The organism is Schaalia naturae (assembly GCF_042665795.1).
Taxonomy (GTDB): domain Bacteria; phylum Actinomycetota; class Actinomycetes; order Actinomycetales; family Actinomycetaceae; genus Pauljensenia; species Pauljensenia naturae.
Map to the genome: position 1 here is coordinate 635,268 of NZ_JBHTEF010000001.1, position 23,732 is coordinate 658,999.

General features: G+C 68.0%; 18 protein-coding genes. 9 read left to right on the forward strand and 9 right to left on the reverse strand.

Annotated features, from left to right (window positions below):
• Nucleotides 1-169: 169 nt before the first annotated feature.
• A complete protein-coding gene (locus ACFQWG_RS02795) occupies nucleotides 170-4,054 on the reverse strand; it encodes a peptidoglycan recognition protein family protein (RefSeq protein WP_380971890.1) in 3,885 nt (1,294 codons plus the stop codon).
• Nucleotides 4,055-4,392: 338 nt separating this feature from the next.
• On the opposite strand from ACFQWG_RS02795, the gene rfbB reads away from it, so the two are divergent.
• Genes rfbB through ACFQWG_RS02810 form a run of 3 tightly spaced genes read left to right on the forward strand, consistent with a single transcriptional unit; the run spans nucleotide 4,393 to nucleotide 7,793 of the window.
• Nucleotides 4,393-5,400, forward strand: coding sequence for a dTDP-glucose 4,6-dehydratase (rfbB, locus tag ACFQWG_RS02800; protein WP_380971892.1), 1,008 nt, complete (start codon nucleotides 4,393-4,395; stop codon nucleotides 5,398-5,400).
• Between the two features lie 4 nt (nucleotides 5,401-5,404).
• On the forward strand, nucleotides 5,405-6,358 hold the full coding sequence (locus ACFQWG_RS02805) for a glycosyltransferase (RefSeq protein WP_380971894.1): 954 nt from the start codon (nucleotides 5,405-5,407) through the stop codon (nucleotides 6,356-6,358).
• A gap of 22 nt (nucleotides 6,359-6,380) precedes the next feature.
• Nucleotides 6,381-7,793, forward strand: a complete 1,413-nt coding sequence (locus ACFQWG_RS02810) for a hypothetical protein (RefSeq protein ID WP_380971896.1) — start codon at nucleotides 6,381-6,383, stop codon at nucleotides 7,791-7,793.
• A gap of 46 nt (nucleotides 7,794-7,839) precedes the next feature.
• On the opposite strand, the gene ACFQWG_RS02815 is transcribed toward ACFQWG_RS02810, so the two are convergent.
• From ACFQWG_RS02815 to ACFQWG_RS02835, 5 genes are all read right to left on the reverse strand, one after another.
• Complete coding sequence (locus tag ACFQWG_RS02815; RefSeq protein ID WP_380971898.1) at nucleotides 7,840-8,802, reverse strand: hypothetical protein; 963 nt, start codon at nucleotides 8,800-8,802, stop codon at nucleotides 7,840-7,842.
• Nucleotides 8,799-9,899, reverse strand: coding sequence for a glycosyltransferase (locus ACFQWG_RS02820; RefSeq protein ID WP_380971900.1), 1,101 nt, complete (start codon nucleotides 9,897-9,899; stop codon nucleotides 8,799-8,801). The genes ACFQWG_RS02815 and ACFQWG_RS02820 overlap by 4 nt, the downstream gene beginning before the upstream one ends.
• Nucleotides 9,900-9,932: 33 nt before the next feature.
• The gene (locus ACFQWG_RS02825) at nucleotides 9,933-10,961 is read right to left on the reverse strand and encodes a glycosyltransferase family 2 protein (protein ID WP_380971902.1); all 1,029 of its coding nucleotides are present in this window, start codon (nucleotides 10,959-10,961) and stop codon (nucleotides 9,933-9,935) included.
• A 136-nt stretch (nucleotides 10,962-11,097) separates the two neighbouring features.
• On the reverse strand, nucleotides 11,098-12,318 hold the full coding sequence (locus ACFQWG_RS02830) for a nucleotide sugar dehydrogenase (RefSeq protein ID WP_380971904.1): 1,221 nt from the start codon (nucleotides 12,316-12,318) through the stop codon (nucleotides 11,098-11,100).
• Between the two features lie 129 nt (nucleotides 12,319-12,447).
• On the reverse strand, nucleotides 12,448-13,194 hold the full coding sequence (locus ACFQWG_RS02835) for a TIGR03089 family protein (protein ID WP_380971906.1): 747 nt from the start codon (nucleotides 13,192-13,194) through the stop codon (nucleotides 12,448-12,450).
• 260 nt (nucleotides 13,195-13,454) lie between these two features.
• Between ACFQWG_RS02835 and ACFQWG_RS02840 the strand changes: the two genes are divergently transcribed.
• From ACFQWG_RS02840 to ACFQWG_RS02850, 3 genes are read left to right on the forward strand one after another with little or no spacing between them, the layout of a single operon-like run.
• Nucleotides 13,455-13,763, forward strand: a complete 309-nt coding sequence (locus ACFQWG_RS02840) for a WhiB family transcriptional regulator (RefSeq protein WP_291499211.1) — start codon at nucleotides 13,455-13,457, stop codon at nucleotides 13,761-13,763.
• A complete protein-coding gene (locus tag ACFQWG_RS02845) occupies nucleotides 13,760-17,011 on the forward strand; it encodes a glycosyltransferase (RefSeq protein WP_380971908.1) in 3,252 nt (1,083 codons plus the stop codon). The genes ACFQWG_RS02840 and ACFQWG_RS02845 overlap by 4 nt, the downstream gene beginning before the upstream one ends.
• Complete coding sequence (locus ACFQWG_RS02850; RefSeq protein ID WP_380971910.1) at nucleotides 17,008-18,513, forward strand: DUF5719 family protein; 1,506 nt, start codon at nucleotides 17,008-17,010, stop codon at nucleotides 18,511-18,513. The genes ACFQWG_RS02845 and ACFQWG_RS02850 overlap by 4 nt, the downstream gene beginning before the upstream one ends.
• Nucleotides 18,514-18,543: 30 nt before the next feature.
• On the opposite strand, the gene ACFQWG_RS02855 is transcribed toward ACFQWG_RS02850, so the two are convergent.
• Both ACFQWG_RS02855 and ACFQWG_RS02860 read right to left on the reverse strand, forming a co-directional pair.
• Nucleotides 18,544-19,137: a Type 1 glutamine amidotransferase-like domain-containing protein gene (locus ACFQWG_RS02855; protein WP_380971912.1), complete on the reverse strand. Its 594-nt coding sequence runs from the start codon at nucleotides 19,135-19,137 to the stop codon at nucleotides 18,544-18,546.
• A gap of 71 nt (nucleotides 19,138-19,208) precedes the next feature.
• On the reverse strand, nucleotides 19,209-19,643 hold the full coding sequence (locus tag ACFQWG_RS02860) for a metallopeptidase family protein (RefSeq protein WP_380971914.1): 435 nt from the start codon (nucleotides 19,641-19,643) through the stop codon (nucleotides 19,209-19,211).
• 157 nt (nucleotides 19,644-19,800) lie between these two features.
• On the opposite strand from ACFQWG_RS02860, the gene ACFQWG_RS02865 reads away from it, so the two are divergent.
• Nucleotides 19,801-20,343 (forward strand): DUF3499 domain-containing protein, encoded by a 543-nt coding sequence (locus tag ACFQWG_RS02865; RefSeq protein ID WP_380971916.1) that lies wholly within the window; start codon nucleotides 19,801-19,803, stop codon nucleotides 20,341-20,343.
• 48 nt (nucleotides 20,344-20,391) lie between these two features.
• Here ACFQWG_RS02865 and ACFQWG_RS02870 read toward each other — a convergent pair whose 3' ends face one another.
• The gene (locus ACFQWG_RS02870; RefSeq protein WP_380971918.1) at nucleotides 20,392-21,342 is read right to left on the reverse strand and encodes an RDD family protein; all 951 of its coding nucleotides are present in this window, start codon (nucleotides 21,340-21,342) and stop codon (nucleotides 20,392-20,394) included.
• A 35-nt stretch (nucleotides 21,343-21,377) separates the two neighbouring features.
• Between ACFQWG_RS02870 and ACFQWG_RS02875 the strand changes: the two genes are divergently transcribed.
• Both ACFQWG_RS02875 and ACFQWG_RS02880 read left to right on the forward strand, forming a co-directional pair.
• Complete coding sequence (locus ACFQWG_RS02875; protein ID WP_380971919.1) at nucleotides 21,378-22,370, forward strand: stage II sporulation protein M; 993 nt, start codon at nucleotides 21,378-21,380, stop codon at nucleotides 22,368-22,370.
• A gap of 219 nt (nucleotides 22,371-22,589) precedes the next feature.
• Nucleotides 22,590-23,609, forward strand: a complete 1,020-nt coding sequence (locus ACFQWG_RS02880) for a DUF559 domain-containing protein (protein ID WP_380971921.1) — start codon at nucleotides 22,590-22,592, stop codon at nucleotides 23,607-23,609.
• Nucleotides 23,610-23,732: the final 123 nt, after the last annotated feature.

A 23,732-nucleotide genomic window follows, 5' to 3' on the forward strand; every position in this document is an offset into this window, starting at 1 on the left:
CCACCGGCGGAGGTCGGGCACGCTGGGTGATGAGGTGGAAGCCCGCACTGAACGCCTTCGCGAACCGGTTCGAGAGAACCATCCACTAATGAAAACCGCCGGACCCCACACACCGTATTTCGGACAGACCCCCATCAAACCCAGGACGATTCAGTGCTCGTTCTCCGAGCTAATGTGTCGAACCGAACCAGTCGGTGAAGACCCTCCAGAAGTTCCGGTTGCCATAGCTTGAGCAAGCGTCACCGGTGCCGTACATGTGCGCGAGGGCTGCAGCATTCGGTTGGTAGGGCGTGTAGTTGTACAGCGCGGCTGTCGCCCGGTTGGCGATGGTGACGGCCGATGAGCCGCACGACTTGTTCGGGTGATACTGGATCTGTGCTGTTTGGCCGGCTCGGAAATTGAACTTGCTCGGCTCCTCGCCGTATTGTACGAGACGCGACGCGGCTCCATAGATCTGCACCTGGAATCCGGCCTTACTGGCGTCGCATCCCGTACTGTTGTCAGGACAGCCGAGTCCGAGTGCCTTGTTGTATTTCGTTGCGGACAGTCCCTCGGCCGAGGCGGTCACCAGGCCTTGCTCCTTCTGGAGCATGACGATCAAAGTCCGCGGATTGATACCGCACGCTGACGCAGACTTGGCGATGATCGCGGCTGCTGTCTCGTTTGCGGTGCCGGTGTAGGTGGTGCAGTAGGGGAACTTCATCGTCGATGTGGTCAACGTGTAGTCCTTCAAACACTTCGTCCCATCCGCCGCCGGTCGGCACGCTCCGTTGACGGAGGACAAGAAGGTCTGGATGTCCGACTTCGTCATCGTGTTCGGATTGAACATGACAGCGTCAGAGATGATGTCGCCGGCAACAAAGCCAGATGCGGGTAGGTTGATGATCTTGCAGCCGAGGAGTGTGTGGTTGCCTGCGCCGACGTTGAGGGCGTAGATGCAGACGTAGTGGTTGCCGGAGGTGGTGGGGACGCTGGCGGTGTAGCCGAGTTCGTTGCGTCCGGCTTTCTGGGAGGTGTTGATGTCGGGGCGTGATTGGTTGGCGGTGAATTGGGTGGCGGTGTTGTCGACGTTGACCTGGATCTTGATGGGTTGGGTGGAGTCGCGATCGAAGGCCCAGCCCTTGGCGACGATGCTGCCGGTGGAGCGGTCGGCGGTGATGGAGTCGATCGAACCCACCGGGTTTGATGCGGGTAGGTTGATGATCTTGCAGCCGAGGAGTGTGTGGTTGCCTGCGCCGACGTTGAGGGCGTAGATGCAGACGTAGTGGTTGCCGGAGGTGGTGGGGACGCTGGCGGTGTAGCCGAGTTCGTTGCGTCCGGCTTTCTGGGAGGTGTTGATGTCGGGGCGTGATTGGTTGGCGGTGAATTGGGTGGCGGTGTTGTCGACGTTGACCTGGATCTTGATGGGTTGGGTGGAGTCGCGATCGAAGGCCCAGCCCTTGGCGACGATGCTGCCGGTGGAGCGGTCGGCGGTGATGGAGTCGATCGAACCCACCGGGTTTGATGCGGGTAGGTTGATGATCTTGCAGCCGAGGAGTGTGTGGTTGCCTGCGCCGACGTTGAGGGCGTAGATGCAGACGTAGTGGTTGCCGGAGGTGGTGGGGACGCTGGCGGTGTAGCCGAGTTCGTTGCGTCCGGCTTTCTGGGAGGTGTTGATGTCGGGGCGTGATTGGTTGGCGGTGAATTGGGTGGCGGTGTTGTCGACGTTGACCTGGATCTTGATGGGTTGGGTGGAGTCGCGATCGAAGGCCCAGCCCTTGGCGACGATGCTGCCGGTGGAGCGGTCGGCGGTGATGGAGTCGATCGAACCCACCGGGTTTGATGCGGGTAGGTTGATGATCTTGCAGCCGAGGAGTGTGTGGTTGCCTGCGCCGACGTTGAGGGCGTAGATGCAGACGTAGTGGTTGCCGGAGGTGGTGGGGACGCTGGCGGTGTAGCCGAGTTCGTTGCGTCCGGCTTTCTGGGAGGTGTTGATGTCGGGGCGTGATTGGTTGGCGGTGAATTGGGTGGCGGTGTTGTCGACGTTGACCTGGATCTTGATGGGTTGGGTGGAGTCGCGATCGAAGGCCCAGCCCTTGGCGACGATGCTGCCGGTGGAGCGGTCGGCGGTGATGGAGTCGATCGAACCCACCGGGTTTGATGCGGGTAGGTTGATGATCTTGCAGCCGAGGAGTGTGTGGTTGCCTGCGCCGACGTTGAGGGCGTAGATGCAGACGTAGTGGTTGCCGGAGGTGGTGGGGACGCTGGCGGTGTAGCCGAGTTCGTTGCGTCCGGCTTTCTGGGAGGTGTTGATGTCGGGGCGTGATTGGTTGGCGGTGAATTGGGTGGCGGTGTTGTCGACGTTGACCTGGATCTTGATGGGTTGGGTGGAGTCGCGATCGAAGGCCCAGCCCTTGGCGACGATGCTGCCGGTGGAGCGGTCGGCGGTGATGGAGTCGATCGAACCCACCGGGTTTGATGCGGGTAGGTTGATGATCTTGCAGCCGAGGAGTGTGTGGTTGCCTGCGCCGACGTTGAGGGCGTAGATGCAGACGTAGTGGTTGCCGGAGGTGGTGGGGACGCTGGCGGTGTAGCCGAGTTCGTTGCGTCCGGCTTTCTGGGAGGTGTTGATGTCGGGGCGTGATTGGTTGGCGGTGAATTGGGTGGCGGTGTTGTCGACGTTGACCTGGATCTTGATGGGTTGGGTGGAGTCGCGATCGAAGGCCCAGCCCTTGGCGACGATGCTGCCGGTGGAGCGGTCGGCGGTGATGGAGTCGATCGAACCCACCGGGTTCCCGTTCTCTTGTGCGATAGCGGCTGTAGCGACTCCTCGAACTGTGCTAAGAGCGGCATACCCGGCGTCGCCAGGACACGCTGTCGCATAGACATCACGGTGACCCGAAACACGGTTGAGGTTGATTTTGTCGCCAACCTTGTACTTGCCGTTCGAGTACGTGATGGTGAACGTGGAAGATCCATTAGGGTCGACGCCTGCTCGGCCGAGTTGCCAGCCCGCCATTTTACCGACCGAGGTCAACTCCGCGGACGTCGGGGACTCGCTCGTGTAGGTTCCCATCATCGCGATACCCATCGTTCCGGTGTTCGCGCCCTGAGCGTGGGCGCCAGCCACCATCTTGCCTGCCGATGCCTCGGCCGAGCCGGCGCGCCCCTCGAAGACCTGGCCGTACTTGTCGACGAGGAAGTTGTAGCCGATGTCTCCCCATCCCAGCGTGACGGCGTGGTAGTAGTAGATGCCGTTCACGATGCTCGCTGACTGCGAGGCAGAGTATGAGTTCGTCCCGACCGTGTGATGGACGATGACGAAGGGGGCATTGGCCTCTTCCGGGGTCCACGTCATGTAGGACTCATTGGCTCCCCACTCGGACCGGGTGATGACGTCAACGGGGAGGGCGTTGGATGAGCTCGTGGCGGCCAACAGCGCCTGCGAGTTGATGATCGCTGAACCGCCTGATCCGACGGAGCCTCCGGTGCCAGCGTTCGGCGCGTCCTGTGACGAGGGCGTCCCGGACTGGGAGGTCGTATCGGAGGCTCCCTCGTCATTGGTGGGACCGCTTTGCGCCGGCGAGTTACCCTGCTCGTTTTGCTCCTCGTGTTCCTCTGCCGGTGCGAGGGGCGTTGGCTCGGCCTCGGTCGGGTTGACATCGGATGAATCGAGTGTGGTCTCGCCTTGAGGGTTGGCTGGGATCATCGACACGGAGAGGTCAGCGGGCAGCGCGGCGCTGTCGCCTGTGACCTCAATCTGCATGGCGTCAGCGCCGCCCGTGAGGAACGGTTCCGTCCCCGACAATCCGACTCCGTCGTCTCTTCCGGAACCGTCGCTGCCCATGGGAGTCCAGTCGGACCAGGTGTCGCCTTCTCGAACACGGAGATAGATCTCATTTTCCTCGGACAGGGATTGGCTGGCGTCCCAGGTCACTCCTGCCACGAGGAAGTCGTCGGCGACGGCCAAAGGCTCGGTGAGGACGGCGATGTCCTCAATCTCCTGACCGTCATCGGCCTCCTGTGGACCGGTGAGCGTCGAAGCGCCTCCATTCTCGGAGGGGACAGGGGCCACGGATGGTGCGGCCTCTGGATCATCCAGGGCTGAAACGGCGATGTCTGTCGGTGTTCCCTGAGAGTCGGTCAGGGGCAGCGTCATGACCGGCGACACATCATCAGCCGACGCGAGGGCAAGGGAGGCTTCGGCTGAGGCTGGGAACATCACGGCGACAAGAGAGACCGTCAGTGTGGTTGACACGAGTGACAGACGGGACAATTGGGGCTCCTGGTGCAATTAGGAGACAATAGGACGCTTTGACTCATACTGCCATGAACCGAGAGATCTTGGAAGCGGCAGACTTGCCTCATGGGGCATAATGGCGGAGTTCATGTCCCCCTCGATCGGAGTGCTCAATGAGAATCGTCGTCACCGGCGGAGCGGGCTTCATCGGTGCGAACTTCGTCCACATGCTGCTGGAAGATCACTCGGACGTCGATGTCGTGGTCCTGGACAAGTTCACCTATGCGGGGAACCGCGGTTCGTTGACCGACGTGTCCGAAGACGAGGCGCGTCGGCTTTCCGTTGTCGAAGGGGACATCGTCGATGCGGACCTCGTTGATGGGATCGTGTCGGGGGCCGACGCCGTCGTTCATTTCGCAGCGGAGTCGCACAACGACAACTCACTGAACGATCCCTCTCCCTTCATCCAGTCGAATCTCGTGGGCACCTACACGTTGCTCGAGGCCGTCCGCCGCCATCGCACGCGCTACCACCACATCTCGACCGATGAGGTCTACGGCGATCTCGCCCTGGACGATCCGGCGAAGTTCACACCGGCGACTGCCTACAACCCTTCGTCGCCCTACTCGTCGACGAAAGCAGGGTCGGATCTGCTGGTGCGAGCATGGGTGCGTTCTTTCGGGATTGAGGCGACGATCTCGAACTGTTCGAACAACTATGGTCCCTACCAACACATCGAGAAGTTCATCCCTCGCATGATCACGAACCGTCTGAGGGGAGTGCGTCCGCGTCTGTACGGTGACGGACTGAACGTGCGCGATTGGATCCACGTGCACGACCACAACACCGCTGTGTGGGACATCCTGACCAAGGGACGGATCGGAGAGACCTACCTGATCGGGGCGGACGGAGAGACCTCGAACCGCGAGGTCGTCGAGGTCCTCAACGAGCTCATGGGATATCCCGCGGACGACTTCGACCATGTCGCGGACCGGGCAGGGCACGACCGTCGTTACGCGATCGACGCCACGAAACTGAGGGAGGAGCTCGGGTGGAAGCCGCGTTTCACGGACTTCCGGTCTGGGCTTGAGCACACCATCGACTGGTACGAGGCCAATGAGAGATGGTGGGCACCCCAGAAGGCAGAGGTCGAGGCCAAGTACGCCGCCAAGGGACAGTGACGGCGTGACAGACGCGGACGAGAGCGGAGGAACGTTGCCTCGCGTCGTCGTCCTGATGGCGACGTACAACGGGATGCGTTGGATTGACGAGCAGATCGATTCAATCCTCGTCCAGCGGGGGGTCGAGGTGCGGTTGTGCATTTCGGATGACGGGTCGGACGATGGGACTGCGGGCCACGTACGGACACGGGCCAGGAACGATGCGCGTATCACGGTCTTGCCACCCCGCCGCGGTCCTCGTGGCGTGACGGCGAACTTCATCCACCTCTTCACCTCGTGGGAGCCCACCGACGACGTCTATGTCGCCTTCAGCGACCAGGATGACATTTGGCACCCCGACAAGCTCGACAGGCAGATACACTTGATCGACGCGTATCGGGCGGATGCAGTCTCCTCTGACGTCGTCAGCTTTGATTCACACGGCAGAAGGCGTGTGATCGTCAAGAGCCAACCCCAAGTGAAATGGGACCACATCTTCGAGGCCGGCGGCCCGGGATCGACCTATATGTTCACCCCAGTCATGCATCGCGATCTTGTCCGGGCACTGAGGGGCCTCGACACGACTCGGGTCGGAGTACACGACTGGTTCCTCTACGCGCTAACCCGGGGGCTGGGTGGACGGTGGCACATCGATCCGCAACCCACCGTCGACTACCGTCAGCACGGGAACAACGTGCAGGGTGAGAACTTTGGTTTCCTCGCTTTCCGTACACGGCTCGAGCACCTCAGGTCGGGGTTTTATCGCGAGCAGTTTCGTCTCACGGCCGGTGCAGTGCAGCAGCTCGCTCGCAGCCGTTGCGACGTTGCATACCTGAAGGACCTGCAGGCGTTGGTTTTGAGTCTGGACTCTGGGAGCCCGAGCGCTCGACTGGCTGTTCTACGAAGATTCAGGGAGATTAGGCGAAAGCGCATGGAGGGCTTCGAGTTGGGGCTTTCCTGTGTCCTCGGGCTCTGGTAGGACAGATCGAGAGAAGAGGAGCTTGGTCGTTCGGCAGGCGGTCAACGACTTGAGGATAATGGTTTACGCAGAGAATGTCGAGAATGTTCAGGCCAGATCGGCCGCCAGACGCGGTCGACAGCGACAGTACCTGGACAGAGCCATCCCTCTCCTCGTCGGGGGAGTGTTGTTCGTGCTCAGCATGGCGCTTTCCTCCATTGCAATGAGCACCCAGCCGAAGCTCACGCCGATCGACGAGCAGACCCACATCGACTACGCGTGGGAAGTGTCGCACGGCAGGATTCCCCGCGCGGGGGAGACGATGTCCCAGGAAGTCCTCGACATGTGGTCCTGCGCCGGTCAGGATGGGACGATCCTGCCCGCCTGCAGCTCTCGATCTCCTGCCAGTGGCTATCCGGCCAGTGGGGAGAATTACAACTTCTGGCAGCCTCCTCTATACTTCATGGTCGTGGGGCCCGTCGCCCGGGCGGTTGCCGCGGTCGACCACTCACTCGGGTTCGTCGGGGCCCTGCGTTGGTTGGGTGCGGGAATCTCCGCGCTCGGCCTCGTCGCCCTGTTCCACGAGTTGCGCAAGTGGAAGGTCCCGGCAGGTGCAGCGGGGGCTGCGTCCCTGTTGGTCATGGCGCTTCCTCCGGTCGTCTCGGCTTCGAGCCGGGTGACACCTGACAGCGCGGTGACCCTGTGCAGCGTGGCCGCGCTCGTCGTGCTGAGGCGCGTCCTTGTCGAGCATCGGACAGACATGTGGTCGTCGGGGTTCCTGACGGTGCTCGTGGCCGGGGTGAAGGTTCTTAATGCGCTTCCGCTTCTCGCGGCAGCTGTCTGCGTCCTTGCGCTCGGCTTGCGGAGCGGACCGAGGAACCACCGCGTCAGACGTGTGCTGTCCGCCATCTCGATACCGCTGAGCGTCGCGGTCGTCCATTTCGGTTGGAATTGGTACCAGGGCAGGTACATACCCGTTGGCTACGTCAATCCGGTCAATGGTGTGAACACTCAGACGGTCGCGGGGAATCCAGCTGCTGAATGGCTGTCGACCATCTTCAGTGGCTCGAGCATGGTGTCGAGTTATTACTTCTCCGATTCCGTCAGTGCGTGGACAATGTCCCTGTGGGTCTCAATCATCGGACCGGTGATCGCAGGGCTGGCAGTCTTGGGCTGGCTCATGGTGGACCGTACCGACAAGTTCATGGCGGTTGGGATCTGCCTCCTGGTGGGGATACTCGTGTGGCCGCTGGCCGTGCAGGTTCAGGCCTGGTCCACGGGGCACATGTACTTCCCCGTCATGAATGCCCGGTACGGGGCGCCATTCCTTCCGATAGCTGCAGCCCTCGGCGCAATGGTCGCCACGCGTCGCGGAGTGGTTCCTCTGTACCAGATGCTCGCAATCGGAGGGTGCGGCCTCGCGACGATGGCTCTCCTCGGACTCGAACTCTCCTGAGGGGCTGGTCGCGCGTCGACGGCGTGCTCCCGACGGACCCAGCTGCTCACTTCGAGCGCTCTCCGAGCAGGGGGGCGCTGGCCATCAGCAGTGCCTCAGCGATGATGATGACGAAGCGCGAGACGACGACGACGGCCAGCGCCCCACCGCTGCCAAGGGACGGGGTCAGAAAGGCGGCCAGGACGACCTCGCGGACGCCGACCCCGGCCGGGACGACGAACGCGAGGAACCCGACGACCCAGGCAGTGGCGAAGCCGCCGACAGATTGAGCCGTGAGTGACCATGAGAAGCCGCCAGAGGGCAAGCTGAGGACGAGGACGTGGAATCCGTAGAGCACAGATGCCGTCACAGTCCAAGTACTGGGTCCCCAGAGGGACGGCAGTGACGCGAGGTCGAGGTCGGACCTACCGACTCGGAAGCGCTCGGGCAGTTTCGCCAACAGTGCGCCGACCCACCGGGCACGCACCATGACGGCCACCATGCAAGCAACCCCGCAGCCCGCGGCGATCGCCCGCAACCACGTGGGTAGCCATGTGACCGTCCCCTCCCCGATCGAGACCCATCCCAAGGCGAAGGAAGTGAGGACCGTCATTCCGGCGCCCAGCAGCATGACGGCCACTGATGTCGCACGTCGGATACCCTTCGCGCGGGAGAGTTCCATCTGTGAGACATAGGCCCAGGCCGTGCCGGGGACGTATTTCCCGAGCTGGGCGACGAAAAAAACACGGAACCACTCCGCTATGCCCAACCTGTACCCCATGGCGAGAAGGAGCCCGCGCTGCTGTTCACCCGAAGCCGCAACTGCCGCTGCCGCAAGGAACAATGAGAGGAGGACGCTCCACACCGGCGTGGCGACCAACGTGTCTCGGACGGACAACCACTGTTGGGTGATCTCCCGCGCGAGGAAGACAACGGCGAGTACAACAAGTCCCCACTTGAGGACTGTGACCAGCACGTGGCGTGTGCGGGAACTGCCGGTGGCCTTCGGGTCACGGCTGTCGGGGCTCATCGGAGCCTCTCCAGGAGTCCCTGCGCATACGATTTCCACGACACCTCGGCGGAATGGGACACGGCTGCGACGTGTTGAGCGAGGTCGTTGTAGGTGGTCGGATTCGCAGCCTGGAGGAGCGCACGTGCCAGATCGGTAGGATCCTCCGACCTGAACGTCAGCCCGACACCTCCCTTGACCTCAGCAGGCAGAACTCCGATGTCCGAGACCACGAGGGGACGGTTGAAGAGCAGCGCCATCTTAGTGTTTCCTGATCCCGTGACGCTGCGGTAGGGGAGAACGACCAGATCGATTGCGCCGAACAGGCCCGGGAGCTCTGAGGTCGGGACGTAACCCCGACGGATCACCACTCTGTCGTCCAGACCGAGGGACGAGATCTGGCTCTGGGTCTCCTCGACGGGAGACCAGAACTCGCCTGCGATGGTGAGATGGGCCTGGGGGACATCGGTCATTGCGTCGAGGAGAATGCCGAGTCCCTTGTAGGGACGCACCAGACCGAAGAACAAGAGACGAAGAGGAGACGCTTGATCTGAGCGGACCACGAGGGGGGGAACGGTCTGTGGGTCGAGGTTCGGAGGAAGGTCGAGGACCAGAGGTTCTTCGGCACCCAGCTCGCGGGCGACGGTTGCTTGTTCGTCGGAGTGGGTGACGACGAGGTCCACCGACTTCAGGAATCGCTCGGTGAGAGGTCTGTCCCAGGGGCTGTGCTCGTGGGGCAGGACGTTGTGCACGAGGCCGACCACTGTGGCTCCGCCATGATGGAGCAAAGGAAGCATCGTGAGATAGGGGATGATCTGGACGGGGTTCGCGACCACGAGGACAGCCACGTCCGCCCGCGCGGCTCGGCGAGCGGAGGAGATCCAGGAATCCGGGCGGTTCCAGCAGAGCTCCCGCGTCACGTTGGGGAACTCGGGCATCTCCGGTTGGTCGGCCGGGACCGTGAGCTGGCCCTTGTACAGGCGTGCGGGGTACTGGTTCTTCCAGGACTCGATGTGGACCTGTTCACCCAGTGCGCACAGGGTATGAGCCAGCTGCGTGGTGTGCTGGGTAATTCCGCCCTTGTATGGATGTGTAGGGCCGATGATGACGATGCGCATGCCGCGCCTCCTGGGTAAACTCCGATCGATGACTCAGCGAAGTCGCTGCGTTTCGTCGTCTTCCGGGGAGGAAGCCGTGGCCGCGGATTCCCACGTCGGTTCGTGCACCGATTCCCCCGAGGCGACGCAGAACTGGAGACGCTTGAGGCGTTCCAACGAGTCCTCCAGGAGCACGCGGTTTGTCCGTTGAAGGTCGGCAATGACCAGAATCGCGAGCGCGAGGAGAGAACCTACTGTCATTGATGACGCGATGACGAGCGACTGGATATGTCCGGCTGATTCGCCCATCAGCCAGAACACGAAAAATCGGACCAGGGGGATGACTCCAACAACTCCGAGGACTGCAGCGATCCAACCGAGAATGACGTACGGCTTGAACATCAGATACGAGCGCACGATGGCGGTGCCCGATTTGAACATGTGCTGCCAGATGCTCGAGAACAGCCGGGACTCACGAGTCTTGGGATTGGTGGTGACAGGGACCGACGCGATTCGCAGACGCTTGTTGCCGGCCTGGATGATGGTCTCCATGCAGTAAGAGAACTGGGTGACGACGTTCAGTCGGTAGAGCGCTCCGCGCGAGTACGCCCGGAATCCGGAGGCAGCATCAGGGAGGTCCGTGGTGGCCGCATGGTTGACCACTTCGGAGCCGAAGCGCTGCATCCTCTTCTTGAACCGGGAAAACTCTGCGATCTCCGCCGTCTGGCGATCAGCGATGGCGATGTCGGCCTCACCGTCCATCACCGGCTTGAGGAGCTGCGGGATCATGTCCTGGGGGTACTGGTTGTCTCCATCCGTGTTGACGACGATGTCTGCACCGTGCGCGAGCGCGTAGTCGACGCCGTCCCTGAAAGAGCGGGCGAGCCCCATGTTGCGGGCGTGGCGGACGAAGTGGCGGACGCCCAGGCGTTTGGCCACCTCGACGGTGTCGTCGGTCGAACCGTCGTCGATGACGAGGATCTCAAGGCTGTCCACGCCCTCGATCTCTCGGGGGATGGAGCCCAGGACGAGGGGAAGGGTCTTCTCCTCGTTCAGGCAGGGGATCTGGACGAAGACTCGCACGAGTTGTTCTCCTGGGATTGGGACACGCCGCGACGGCGCCGAGAGCGCATGCTGCCCGATATTCTAACGAGCCGGACCTGGGTGCCGCTTGCGGGGTGTGGCGTGCGACGACCTTGCACCATGGCACTCCTGTTTCTTAGTCTCGTTTGAAGAGGTCTCGGGTGTAGGTCTTGTTGGTGACGTCGGTGAGTTCGGGGTCCCATCGGTTGGCGAGGATGAGGTCGCTGGTGGTTTTGAAATGGTGGAGGTCGTGGGTGACTTCGCTGCCGTAGAAATCGGGGTCGTCCAGGGTGGGTTCGAAGACGATGACGGGGATTCCTTTGGCTTTGATGCGTTTCATGACGCCTTGGATGGAGGAGGCGCGGAAGTTGTCGGATCCGGATTTCATGGTGAGCCGGTAGATGCCGACGGTGGGGTGGGGGTTGCCGGCGTCCTTGAGCTCTTGGACGCGGTGGAGGAGCTCATCGGCGATGAAGTCCTTGCGGGTGCGGTTGGCCTCGACGATGGCCTCGATGAGGTTCTGGGGGACGTCCTTGTAGTTGGCGAGGAGCTGTTTGGTGTCCTTGGGCAGACAGTAGCCGCCGTATCCGAAGGAGGGGTTGTTGTAATGGGAGCCGATGCGGGGGTCGTATCCGACGCCCTGGATGATTTTGGAGGCGTCCAGGCCGCGAACCGCGGCGTAGGTGTCGAGCTCGTTGAAGTAGGCCACGCGCAGGGCGAGGTAGGTGTTGGCGAAGAGCTTGACGGCCTCGGCCTCGGTGGAGGCCATGAGCAGGGTGGGGATGTCGGTGTCCTGTGCGCCCTCGGCCAGGAGGCGGGTGAAGGCCTGGGCGGCCTGTTCGAGCTCGGGTGTGTGGTCTGTGCCCGTGGGGATACCGGCGATGATGCGCGAGGGGTGCAGGTTGTCGGACAGGGCGTGGCCCTCGCGGAGGAACTCCGGGGAGAAGAGGATCTTGGCCATCGGGTGGCGTTGGGACAAGGCTTGGGTGTAGCCCACGGGCACGGTGGACTTGATGACCATGACGGTGTCGGGGTTGACGGCCAGGACCAGGTCGATGACTTCTTCGACGAGGCTGGTGTCGAAGAAGTCCTTCGTCGGGTCGTAGTTGGTGGGGGTGGCGATGACGATGAGGTCGGCGTCCTCGTAGGCGCTCGCCCCGTCGACGGTGGCCGTCAGATCCAGGTCGCGGTGGGCCAGGTAGTCCTCGATCTCAATGTCACGGATGGGGGAACGGCGTGAGTTGATCAACTCCACCTTCTCCTCCACCACATCCACCGCCGTCACCGCATTGTGCTGAGCCAACAACACCGACAACGACAACCCCACATACCCCACACCCGCAACAGCAATCCTCATCTTCCGTCCCTTCCCCTCGGGTCCGTCTGCCACCGGAGCCGGGTATCCCGGCCTCATCTGGAGCCAAGACTATAGGTCCGCACGGGGTCCCCATCGGCCGGCGCCGCTCCCGCGGTCGTCGGCTGCACCTCACACCCTCACCGCATGCTCCTGCGTCGCGATCCGGTCGAGGGCTCCGTCGTCGCCGGGCTCGGCGCCGGCCACGACCACGGAATGCCCCGCGGCCCAGTGCGCTAGGACGAATCGCGTCGTCGATGCGGCGTCGTCCGCGACGACCAGCACCCGAAGAGACCCACCGGGCTGCGGGGATCCGTCGGCAGGCCCCTGCCACACGGCGTCCGGAGCGACCACCAGCGCGTCCGGTTGAACGGCCAGGTCGCTCAGGGCGTCGAGCACGCCCTCCGGCAGGGGCTCGCCCGCCCATGACAGGGCCAGCGGGCTGAGATCGTGGGCCAGCACCCACATGCCGTCCTGGGCGGCGCGGGCCGAGGCAGACTCGACGTGGGAGACCACCCACACCGCGGCGCCGTCCTCGCCAATGGCGCCTCCGCCGGGGCTGTCCGTCGGTGCTCCGCCGCGGACCTCCCACCCGGACAGCCATGCGGCGGCGGTCCACACGACAGCCTGCCAGCTGCGGCCCAGGTCGACGCGGACGACGCGGACGGGGGAGCCCGGACCGGCGGGCGCGCCCGGAGCCGGCGCCGGCTCGTCGAAGAGATCGCCCGCCAGGTCGGTGCCCAGCAGATTCGCGATCTTCGCCACCCAACGCGCCACAACGGGGCCGCCCAGCTCGGTCCGCCCGCCATCCGCGCCATACCACGTCAGCGCCGGTCCCCGGCGCGCGGACAGGGCGTCCACCAGTTCCGAAAGCGTCATGGGCCCACGGTATCGGAGATACGCGGCACAGGATGTGCGGGGAATCACGATCCGGCTCATCGGCGAAATTGGGTCCAAAGTCCCTGAAAGGCGTGGGGTGTGACGGCCGATGACAGGGTGGCGTCGCGGGTGCGGGGAGGCCGCTGCGGCGAGCGCCTCGGGTGCTCGCATCGCACCAATTACACTTTTCGCCTTGACGTGGGAAGATGACACGCGTGTAATTCATAGAAGTGAAATGCCGGAGGTGAGGAGAAGGCATCGTGTGGAACATCCTGGGCGACGGGCCGCTGACATGGTCCGACGCGGACGATTCCGATGACTTCGCCGACTTCCTGCTGGGCGACGACGGCCCGCTGGCCTGGCAACAGCACGCCTTGTGCGCCCAGACCGACCCCGAGGCCTTCTTCCCGGAGAAGGGCGGGTCCACCCGCGAGGCCAAGGCCGTGTGCCAGTCCTGCTCCGTGCGCGCGGAATGCCTCGAGTACGCGCTGGCCCACGACGAGCGCTTCGGGATCTGGGGCGGCATGTCCGAACGCGAGCGCCGACGCCTGCGGCGCGCGGCGGTGTGACACCCTCCCCTGCACCCGAGCCGGAGGCCGGGACGCCCAGCGGGATCGCGGCGATTGTCATCACCCACGGATCGGCGCCGCTGCTGGGCCAGACGCTGGCCGCCGTCGCCGGTCAGGAACTCCGGCCCGACTGCGTGGTCCTGGTGCGCGCGGGGCAAAGCGATGCTCCGGCGCCTGACGACGGCGACGCCCGCCCCGATCACGCCTCCCCGCCCGGCCTGCTCCTGGTGGACGCTCCCACCGCCCGCACCCTGGGTGACGCCGTCCGGACCGCCGCCGGCTCGGACGCCGCCGGACTCGCGCTGTCGCAGACCCGATGGTGGTGGATCCTCCACGACGACTCCGCGCCCGAGCCCGCCTGCCTGGCCGAGGAATGGCGCATCGCCGACCGTGGCCGCACCATCGCCCTGGTCGGCCCCAAGCAGCTCTCCTGGACCGGGGAGCACCTGCTCGAGGCCGGCATCGCCGCCACTCGGACCGCCCGGCGCCTGGAGACCATCGCCGCCGGAGAGATCGACCAGGGCCAGTACGACGACCGCTCCGACGTCCTGGCCGTGGGCACGGCAGGCATGCTCGTCTCACGCCGCGCCTGGCAAGACCTGGAGGGCACGGACCCCGCTCTCGGCCCCTTCGGGGACGGCCTGGAGTTCGGACGCCGCGTCCACCGGGCGGGTCTGCGCGTCGTCCTGGCCCCCCGGGCCCGTGTGCGCCACGCCCGCCGGTCGCTGGGCGCGGACCCCGACACCTCGTTCCGAGCCCGGCGCACGGCCCAGCTGTACACCTGGATCGCTGCCGTCCCCTGGTGGCAGGTCCCGCTCCTCGCCCTATGGCTGCTCGTGTGGACCCCCGCCCGCGCCCTCGCCCGGATCCTCACCGGCGCCCGCCACCTGGCAGGCGACGAGTTCGCCGCCTGGGCCGCGCTGATCCCCCTCACGGGATCCCTGTGGCGCACCCGGAGGCGCTGCGCACGCCAGGCCCGCGTCCCCCGCTCGGTCCTCGCGTCCCTGGAGGCGCGTCCCCGCGACCTCGCCGCCCAGCGCCGGCTCATCCGGCGCGTCCGACGCGCCCAGAGACGCGACCACCACCTCGACCCCCTGATCGCGGCCTCCGCGCGACGCCACCGCGCGCGCTCCTGGTCGGTGGGGGCCGGCCTCGTCGGAGCTCTGATGGCGGCGAGCCTCATCATCTGGGCGCGGATGCTCGGAGGAACCGCGGGGGCCGCCTGGGCCGGCGCGCCCGCCTCATGGTGGCAGCTGTGGCAGGCGGCGTGGGCCGCATGGGTGCCCGGCGGGGACGGCGCGGCCGGACCGGGCGATCCCGTGCTCATTCCACTGGCCTTGCTCAGCGCCCCTTTCGCCCTGGTCGGAGTCGCACCGACCACCGTGTGGAGCTGGCTGCTGGTGCTCGCCGCGCCTCTGGCGGGCCTGAGCGCCTGGGCGCTGGCCTGCTCGCTCACCACCTCCCTTCCCGCGCGCGCCGCCGCCGCACTGACCTGGGCGGCGGTGCCCGCCCTCACGGTCTCCGCCTCCGAGGGGCGTCTGGCAGCCGTCCTCGCCCACATCGCGCTGCCCATGGTGATGCTCGGGTGGACGCGGATGGTCCGCGGCCCGGCCCCTCTGGTGGTCTCGGGCGCCGAGGGGCCCGTCCCCGCCGGCCCGCCCGGACACCGCGCCCCCTGGGCCGGCGGCATCGCCGCATGGGGATTGTTTGTGGTCGCCTGCTGCGTGCCCTGGCTGCTCGGCGCGGCGATCCTGGGCCTGGCGCTCCGCCAGCTGGCGTCGCTCACCGGCCGGGCCGCCCGGCGCGGACGCGGCGCCGTCGAACCGGGAGGCGGACAACGCGGCTCCCGCGCCCTGGCGCTCACCCTGCTTCCGGCGCTGGCAGCGGTCGCCCCCGTCACCGCACGGTCCCTGGCCACCCCCGGCGGGTGGGCGGCGCTGCTCACACCGGGGGGGCCGGCCCTGGCGACCGAGCCGGCCGCCTCCTGGTGGCTGGCCGCCGGCGTCCCCGGGGCCTTCTCCTGGAACCCCCATCCGTGGATGCTCGCGTGCCTGGTTCCCGCCGTCGTGATCGCGCTGGCCGTCGGCGTCGCATGGCGTGGAGGCCGAGGCCTCGACGCGGTGGCCGTCCCCGGCCTGGTCGCAGCCTTGTCCGCGGCCGGCGCCGTGCTGCTCCAGCGGGTTCCCGTCGCGGCGGCGGAAACACCGGACGGCACCGCCCAGGCGGCCGCCTGGCCCGCGCCCGCCCTGTCGGTGTGCGCGCTCGCCCTGATCATCGCCGGATGCCGGCTGACCGCCTCGGCAGACGCCCCGTGGGACGCCCCCAGCCACCGGGCCGTCCGGATCGCCTCCGCGGCCCTCGGCGCCGTCGCCGCCCTCACCCTGGGCGTCTGGGGAGCGATCGGACCGCTCGGAGCGGGGGAACGGGCCGAGGGCGCGGGCCAGACCGGGGGCGACCATGTGGCCGGAGCCGGTCAACAGGTCCCCTCGATCACCCGTGAGGCCCAGAGCTCCCCGCGCAGGGGTCGGCTCCTCATCCTGGACCAGGCGGGGACGTCGGGCGCCGAGACCGGCGGGGAGACCCCGACGCTGACCGCCCGCCTGCTGCGCGGCGATGGCCCGCAGATGACCGACGCCTCCGCTCTGACCCGCCTCGACGGCCTGCGCCAGATCCGCTCCGGCGCCCTGGACGGGGCGGCCACAGATCTCGCGCGCCAGGCGCTCACCGTGGTCTCCACACCCGACGACGACACGGCGACGGCCCTGGCCCGCCACGGCATCGACGCCATCCTCATCGCGGACACCGCCTCCGAACCGGGTGCGACTCTGGCGGAGGCCCTCGACCGGGCTCCCGGCCTGGAACTCGTCGGGCACACCGACTACGGCACCGTGTGGCGCGTGCGCCCCGACGCGGGCCTGCCCGCCCGCATCACACTGGTGGACGGCGATCAGTGGACGCCCGTGGCCTCACAGGCGCTGGGCGCCGACACTCGGCTGGCCGACGGCGCCCAGGGCACCCTCGTCCTTGCCGAGCGCGCCGACCCCGCCTGGCACGCGACCCTGGACGGGGAACCCCTCGCCGCGATCGGCGACGACACGGCCGGATGGCGCCAGGCGTTCCAGATCACCGGCGGGGGGCGCCTGGTCGTCGAGTATCGACCCTGGTGGCTGCTGCCGTGGAGGATCGCCACCGGCGCGGCACTGGCGGGCGCCGCCCTGGCCGCGATCCCAGCGAGGAGACTCCGATGAGCCGCCCCACCCTGAGACGGGTCGCAGCCCTCCTGGCCACCGCCGCCGCCCTGCTGGGACTCGGGTGCGCGGCGGTCGCGGACCTCGCGCTGCCCGCTCCGGCCGCCTCCGACACCAGGCCGCCCACCCAGGTGGCGTCGCCCTCGTCGATCGCACTGGCCTGCGCGCCGGGAGTCCTGGACCCGCAAGACCCCTATGCTGAGGCGGTTCAGGCCCAGGCGTGGACCAGCACCGGACCGGAGACGGGCGGGCCCGCCCAGGCGACGCTCACCGCGACCGCCTCCCACGGAGCGCTCAGCATGCCCACCGGCGTCGTCGTCGCCGGCCAGAGCGGGGGAGAACTGCGCGGGCTGGCCCTCGAACCGTGCGCGTCGGCCAGCGGCGACCAATGGCTGGCCGCCGGATCGACCGTGGTGGGAGAGGATCTGGTCCTCGCCCTGGCCAACCCGGGGCGCGCGCCCTCGCGCGTCACCGTGTCCGCGATCGGGGCGACGGGAGAGGCGATGCCCGCGCAGTCCGTCACCGTTCCCGCCGGGCAGACCGTGACCGTCCTGCCCGCCGCCTGGTTCCCCGACGAAGAGCGGCCCGCGCTGCACGTCGAGGCAGACGGGCCCGGCGTGGCCGCTTGGCTCCAGAGCTCGGGGATGGAGGGCGAGGTGCCCACCGGTATGACCTGGGCGGCCTCCACGCGCGCCGCGACACGGCTGGCGCTGCCCGGAGTCAGCGCGGACACGGAGAACGGGACCGCCTCGGTGCGCCTGGGGGTCCCCGGCGCCGACGCCGCGACCGTCACCGTGAGCGTGTCCGGCCCCGAGGGCGCCCAGGCGCTGCCCGGCGCCCGCGACATCCAGATCGATGCGGGCACCACACTCGACCTCGACCTCGCCGGGCTGGCTGAGGCGGCAGGAGCCGGGGCGGACGGGGGCAGCGCCCAGAGCGGTGAGGAGACCGGCGGAGGCAGGGCCGCGGGCGCCCTCACCCTGCTCGTCGACTCCGACGTCCCGATCGTCGCCACAGCCATGGAGACGACGCGGGGCGAGGCCTGGCCGGACAGCGACTCCACGTGGATCGCGCGCACGGCGGTGGCCCCGACGACCGCCCTCACGCAGGCCAGGCTCCCAGGGGCGGGAACGCTCGCGGACCTCATCGGCCAGCAGATGGCGGCCTCGCCCGGGCGCCCGACCACCGTGTCGACGCCCAGCGGCTCCGGAGACGTCACAGTCCGACTGGTCCTCGCCAACACCGGCGACGAGGACGTCGGCGTGTCCCTGGACGGCGACGGCGCGGACACGGCGGTGGACGTCGCGGCCGGCGCCACCGTGGAGGTGGACCTGCCCGACGAGGCCTCCACGCTCAGCGTCGGCGCGGCGCCGGCGCAGGGAACGGTCCACGCGGCCGTCGTCGCCACCGTCGACACGCCGACCGGCCCCGTGTCGGCGGTCTGGCCTCTGGGCGCGGCCGGGCTCGCCACGCAGTCGATGCCCGTCTCAGTCGGGCCGTGAGACCGGGGCGCGGCCGCCTCCGCCGTGCGATCAGACCAGCCGGCACCCGTCCTCGTCCACCAGCAGCGCCTCGCCGTCCCTGAGCAGGGTGAGCGGCCAGTCGACGCCGTACTCCTCGACCGTGCGGGCGATGACGCCGATCGGGAACGGGGGAAGCGTCCCCTGAGCGTGGGGGACGATGACGCGGTCCACCAGGCCAAGCCCAGAGTAGTCGGTCAGCCCCGGCGCGATCGCGGGAGAGTCCATGATGCTGTTGGGCTCGATGCTCGGGCCGGCGACGATCGACCCGGCGGAGGAGGCGGCATAGGGCAGGCCCTCGCGGACGTGACGGGAGACGACCTCGTCCGCGCCCGTCGATCTCAAGACGTGCAGGAGGCCGAAGGTCTCTCCGCTGGCGACGTAGATGCCGTCGACCCGGGACAGGATCCTGTCCAGATCCGCGGGCGGCCTCCCGGCCACGGGGACCTCGACGACGTCGAATCCGTACCGCGCGATCCGCTGGCGCTCCTCGACGGCGAACGGGGCGTCCCGGCAGGTCCTGGCCGCGTCCGGGATATAGGCGACGGTGCCGGAGAAGAAGGTCCCGAGGCGCGGGTGCAGGAACGAGGTCAGCAGAAGCCGCATGGGGCCAGCGTATCGTTCGACCCTCTGCGGCGTGCGGCGCGGGCCCGGATCCGGGCTTCGCGGCGGGCCGGTCAGTCGAAGCCCTCGTCCAGCTCGTCGGGCGGAATGACCAGCACGTGGGAGATGCGGTCGGCCAGCAGGCGGCGCGTGAGGTCCTCGGCGCCGGCCTCGCTCGGGCTGCGCTGGAGGATCGGGAGGCGGTAGACGACGATCCGGTCGGCCAGGCCGCGCCGCCGATCCGCGGGGAAGATCCGCGCCATCACCGCCGAGTGCGTCTCCCAGGGCGCCGGGTCCGAGGGCGGCACGTCCTCGATGCCGAACTCGATGCTCGAGACCGCCGGCCACCGCTGCGAGAACTCGTCGACGAGGTCGGCGACCAGTTCGTCGAACCTCTCGCGGCGCGAGCGCCAACCCGGCAGCCCCGGGTCCAGCAGCGGCCCCCGCAGCCCGCGGCCATGAGGATCCCGGCGCGGATGGACGGGGACTCGGGGGGCATGGCGGCGCACGCCCCCAGCGTAGTGGAGAAGCGTCGGGGTCTCCCCCTTGTCGCTGCCGCCGCTCCCGGTCGGCGGTGCGCGGCGTCCCCGGGACGCGGGCCAGGGGAGGAGGGCCGGAACCGCGCGCCTGCGGAGTCCTGGGCAGGCGGCGTCGTAGGGTGGGACGGTGATTGCGGCACGGCATTGCTCGAAGCCGGCGTGCGGGAGACCGGCGGTGGCGACCCTGACCTACGACTACCAGAACTCGACCGCCGTCCTGGGGCCCCTGGCCACAACGGCCGAGCCGCACGCCTACGACCTGTGCGAGACGCATGCCGAGCACCTGACCGTTCCGCTCGGATGGCAGGTCGTCCGGCTCCAGACGAGCTTCGATCCGGCACCGCCCTCGCCCGACGACCTGCTCGCCCTGGTCGACGCCGTGCGGGAGGCCGCTCAGCGCGAGACACGCCGTCCGGGAGGCGATCCGAGGGAGGCGACGTCCGCCTCGACGGAGCGTGTCCGCAGCGGACCCGAGCGGGGTCCGTTCGCCACCGCGGTCAGTGACGTGGCGGAGGGCTCGCCGCTGTCGCCCGACTCTCCGTACGCGCGCCGCCGCGCGCACTTCCGGGTCATCAGCGATCCGGAGGCGGCGCCCGGGGCCCCTCAGGACGCCGGCGAGGTGGAGGCCGGGCGGGGAGGCGCTGGGGCAGGCTCGCCCTCCGAGAGCTGAGGCGGGCGTCCTCCCGGTGACCGGTCCGTCCGGCGGGGGGCGCCCTCGTCAGTGCCGAGGAGGGGAGGCGGGCGACGATCCGACGCCGAAGCGGGTTTGGTCGACCTGGGCGCGGCGGCGTCCCGCCCGCTCGTCGCGGGCGAGGAGACGCGCGTACTCCCGGTCGCGCAGGACCACCAGGACCGCCGCCACGAAACGCTCGGGATCTGTGCCGGGTGGAGGCGCGGGCGCGACGTGGCGGGACAGGCGGGTGGCCAACGACACCGCCTCCCGGCGGCGGAGCTCGGGGGTCAGCTCCGCATTGGAGCGCAGGAAGCCCAGGGCCTCGGCCTGGAGGGCGGGCTGGCACGGCAGGACCTGCGCGCCCGAGGCCCACGCGCCCAGATCCGGGGGCATGATCAGGGGGGCGTGACGGACCGGATCGGGCAGCCGGACCACCATCGTTCCGGCTGCGAGGTCTCCCAGACGCTGGGAACGCGGCGTCACCAGCGCCGTGACAAGCGCCACCGACCCGAGCGTCGCCCAGATCTCGAGGATCCCGGTCACAGCGCGCATCAGGCTGTGGCGAGCGGTGATGACGCCGCCGTCGGCGCGCACGACGCTCAGACCGAACGCCCACTTGCCCAGCGACCGGCCGCGGGTGAGCGTCTCGACGGCGAAGGGCAGGATGACGAGCACGAGCAGGACCGACCCGATGGTCAGGATGCGCTGCATCGAGCTGGTCGGCTCGTCCAGGAGCCGCAGAATCCCGATGTCGAGCACCAACAGGCCGATCAGCAGGAGGACGTCGTCCGCCAGAGCCGCCCCTGCGCGCAGAAGAGGCGAGGCGGGACGGATCTCGAGCTCGACGGCCTCGCCGGTGACGATCGACTCCTCGCGGATGCGCCGGACAGGGGGCGCCGCCGATGCGGGTGCCGCCGCGCCCACAGGTGCGGGACCAGCGGCGACGGGGACGCGCGGGGAGGCCGCTGGCGCGGGGACACTGTCAGCTGGGCTCACGCGACAACGGTAGCGGATGTGGCAGGGTTGCGGACATGGACATCGACGCGCTGCGCGCCTCACGGGGCCCGGCCTGGACGCGCCTGCATGAGCTGGGCGGGCGCGCGCGACTGGACGGTCCCGAGATCGACGAGCTCGCCCTGCTGTACCGCCAGGGCGCGGCGGACCTGGCATCCGTGCGCGCGCAGAACCCCGACCCCGACCTCATCCGGGCGCTGTCCCGGGACCTGGCGGCGGCGCGCGGGCGCCTGACCGGGACGGCCGGAGCCTCCACCCGCGCGGTCTCACGTTGGTTCCGGGTGTCGCTGCCGGCCGCGCTGTACGGCATCCGATGGTGGATCCTCGGGGTGACGGTGGCCTTCCTCGCGGTGGCGGCCCTTCAGGCGTGGTGGCTGCTGCGCGACCCGTCGCTTTTCGCCTCCGTGGGGTCGCCGAGCCAGCTTGAACGCTACGCCCGGCACGACTTCGTCGACTACTACAGCCAGGACACGTCGGCGCAGTTCGGCGCGTCCGTATGGCTGAACAACGCCTTCGTGGCCCTGCAGTGCGTGGGCGGCGGGATCACGGGGTTCTTCCCCGTGTACGCGCTGTACCAGAACGCGGCCAACATCGGCCTGTCCGCCGCGATCGTCATCGAGTACGCCGGGCCCGCGCAGTTCTTCGCATTCATCCTGCCCCACGGCGTGCCCGAGCTGACGGCCGTCCTCATCGCCGGCGCCGCCGGGCTGCGTGTGTTCTGGGCGCTGCTGGTGCCGGGGCCGCGCACACGCGTCGAGGCCGTCGCGTCGACGGGACGCGCGATGGTGACGATCGCGCTGGGGCTGGTCATCCTCCTGTTCGGATCCGGCCTGCTGGAGGGCTTCGTCACGCCCTCGGGGCTGCCGGTGGGGGTGAAGATCGCGCTGGGCGTCGCTTTGACAGCGGGGGTGTGGGCGTACATCCTCGTCGTCGGCTTCCGGGCGGCGCGCGCCGGGTTCACCGGCGACCTCGAGGCCGACTCCGGGTACGCGGTGCCCGTGGCGGGGTGACGATCGGGGGCGTGCGCGGGCCGGCTCCCAGGTCATGGCCGGCTTCCCGTTTCTGGGGGATTCCGGGTGAACCAGGCGCCTGGCCATGACCTTGGAGCAGCCGCGACCGGCGTCGGACGCGGCGGGCTGTCCACAGACCTTCTCTTCTTTGTTGCTATTTCCTGTCGATTCGTATCAACTGGTGGTGTGGATGGGATTCAACAGGCGTTCGCACATCTCGTGGCATCCAGCCGGAGGACCTCGAAACGCTGCGCGACGCGCTGCGCCTCCGGGGAGCTCACCAGGATCTTCCGGCACGTCTACGCCGAGACGTCGTATCTGGTCGGCGCCACCTCGCCGTGGGAGGCCGCGCGGCGAGTGACGCTGCTGCGCTCGTGCGCGGCCACAGCGATCTTCGGATCCCGAGCCGTCATCAGCCACGAGTCGGCGGCCGCCGTGCACGGCATCGGCATGGCGTCGATGCCAGCGGATGTCCACATCTGCAAGCGCGGCACCAAAGGCAGGGGACTCGACCGCCTCCCGGCCGTCGTCATCCCGTCCGGCCCGGGCGCCGGCGTCATCCCGGCCGCCAGGTTGGTCCGCCACGAGACGGAGATCCCGGACTTATGGGCGTCGCAGATCGCGCCGCACCTCCTTGTGACGGACCTGGTGACGACGGCCGTGCAGTGCGCCCGGTCGATGCCGGCCCGGGAGGCGACCGTCATCGCGTGCGGGGCGCTCAACGTCCTGAGCCGCTTCAGCCGTTTCGAGGAGAAACTCGCCGCGAGCCGCGCGCGCGAGGAGAAGGCGCGTTCGCTCCTCGTCCAGCGGTTGGAGGAGCTTCCGGGAACGGCCGGCAAGAGGCGGGCGCGCGCCGTGATCGCGGCGGCGGATGGCGCCTGCGAGTCCGTGCCTGAGCGCATCCTCTTGTGGATCCTCAAGGCGGCAGGATTACGCGAAGTCCAGACCCAGGTGCATCATCGCATCGGGCGCAGGGACTACTACGTCGACTTCGAGCTGCCCTGGTGCCACGTCGTCATCGAGTTCGATGGCGAGGGCAAGTACGGGGAGTCGGTTCGAGACGTCCACAGGGCCTACGACGAACAGATGAGACGGCAGAAGGACCTGGAGTCCATCGGATGCGTCGTCATCCGTTTCAAGGGCCGCGAACTCGCCGTCCCCGCGGCGGTCATCGACGAGGTCTGCCGGCGGGCGGGGTGTGCGCGACGCCCGAAGAGGGTCTTAGCGCTGGCCGGATGAGCGGCGCGACGCTCCCAGGTCATGGCTAGGTGCCCTGATCCGCAGGAATTCCTCAAAAACGGGCACCTGGCCATGACCTGGGAGCTGAAACCCCGTGGCCGCCATGACCTGGGAGCCTGGCGA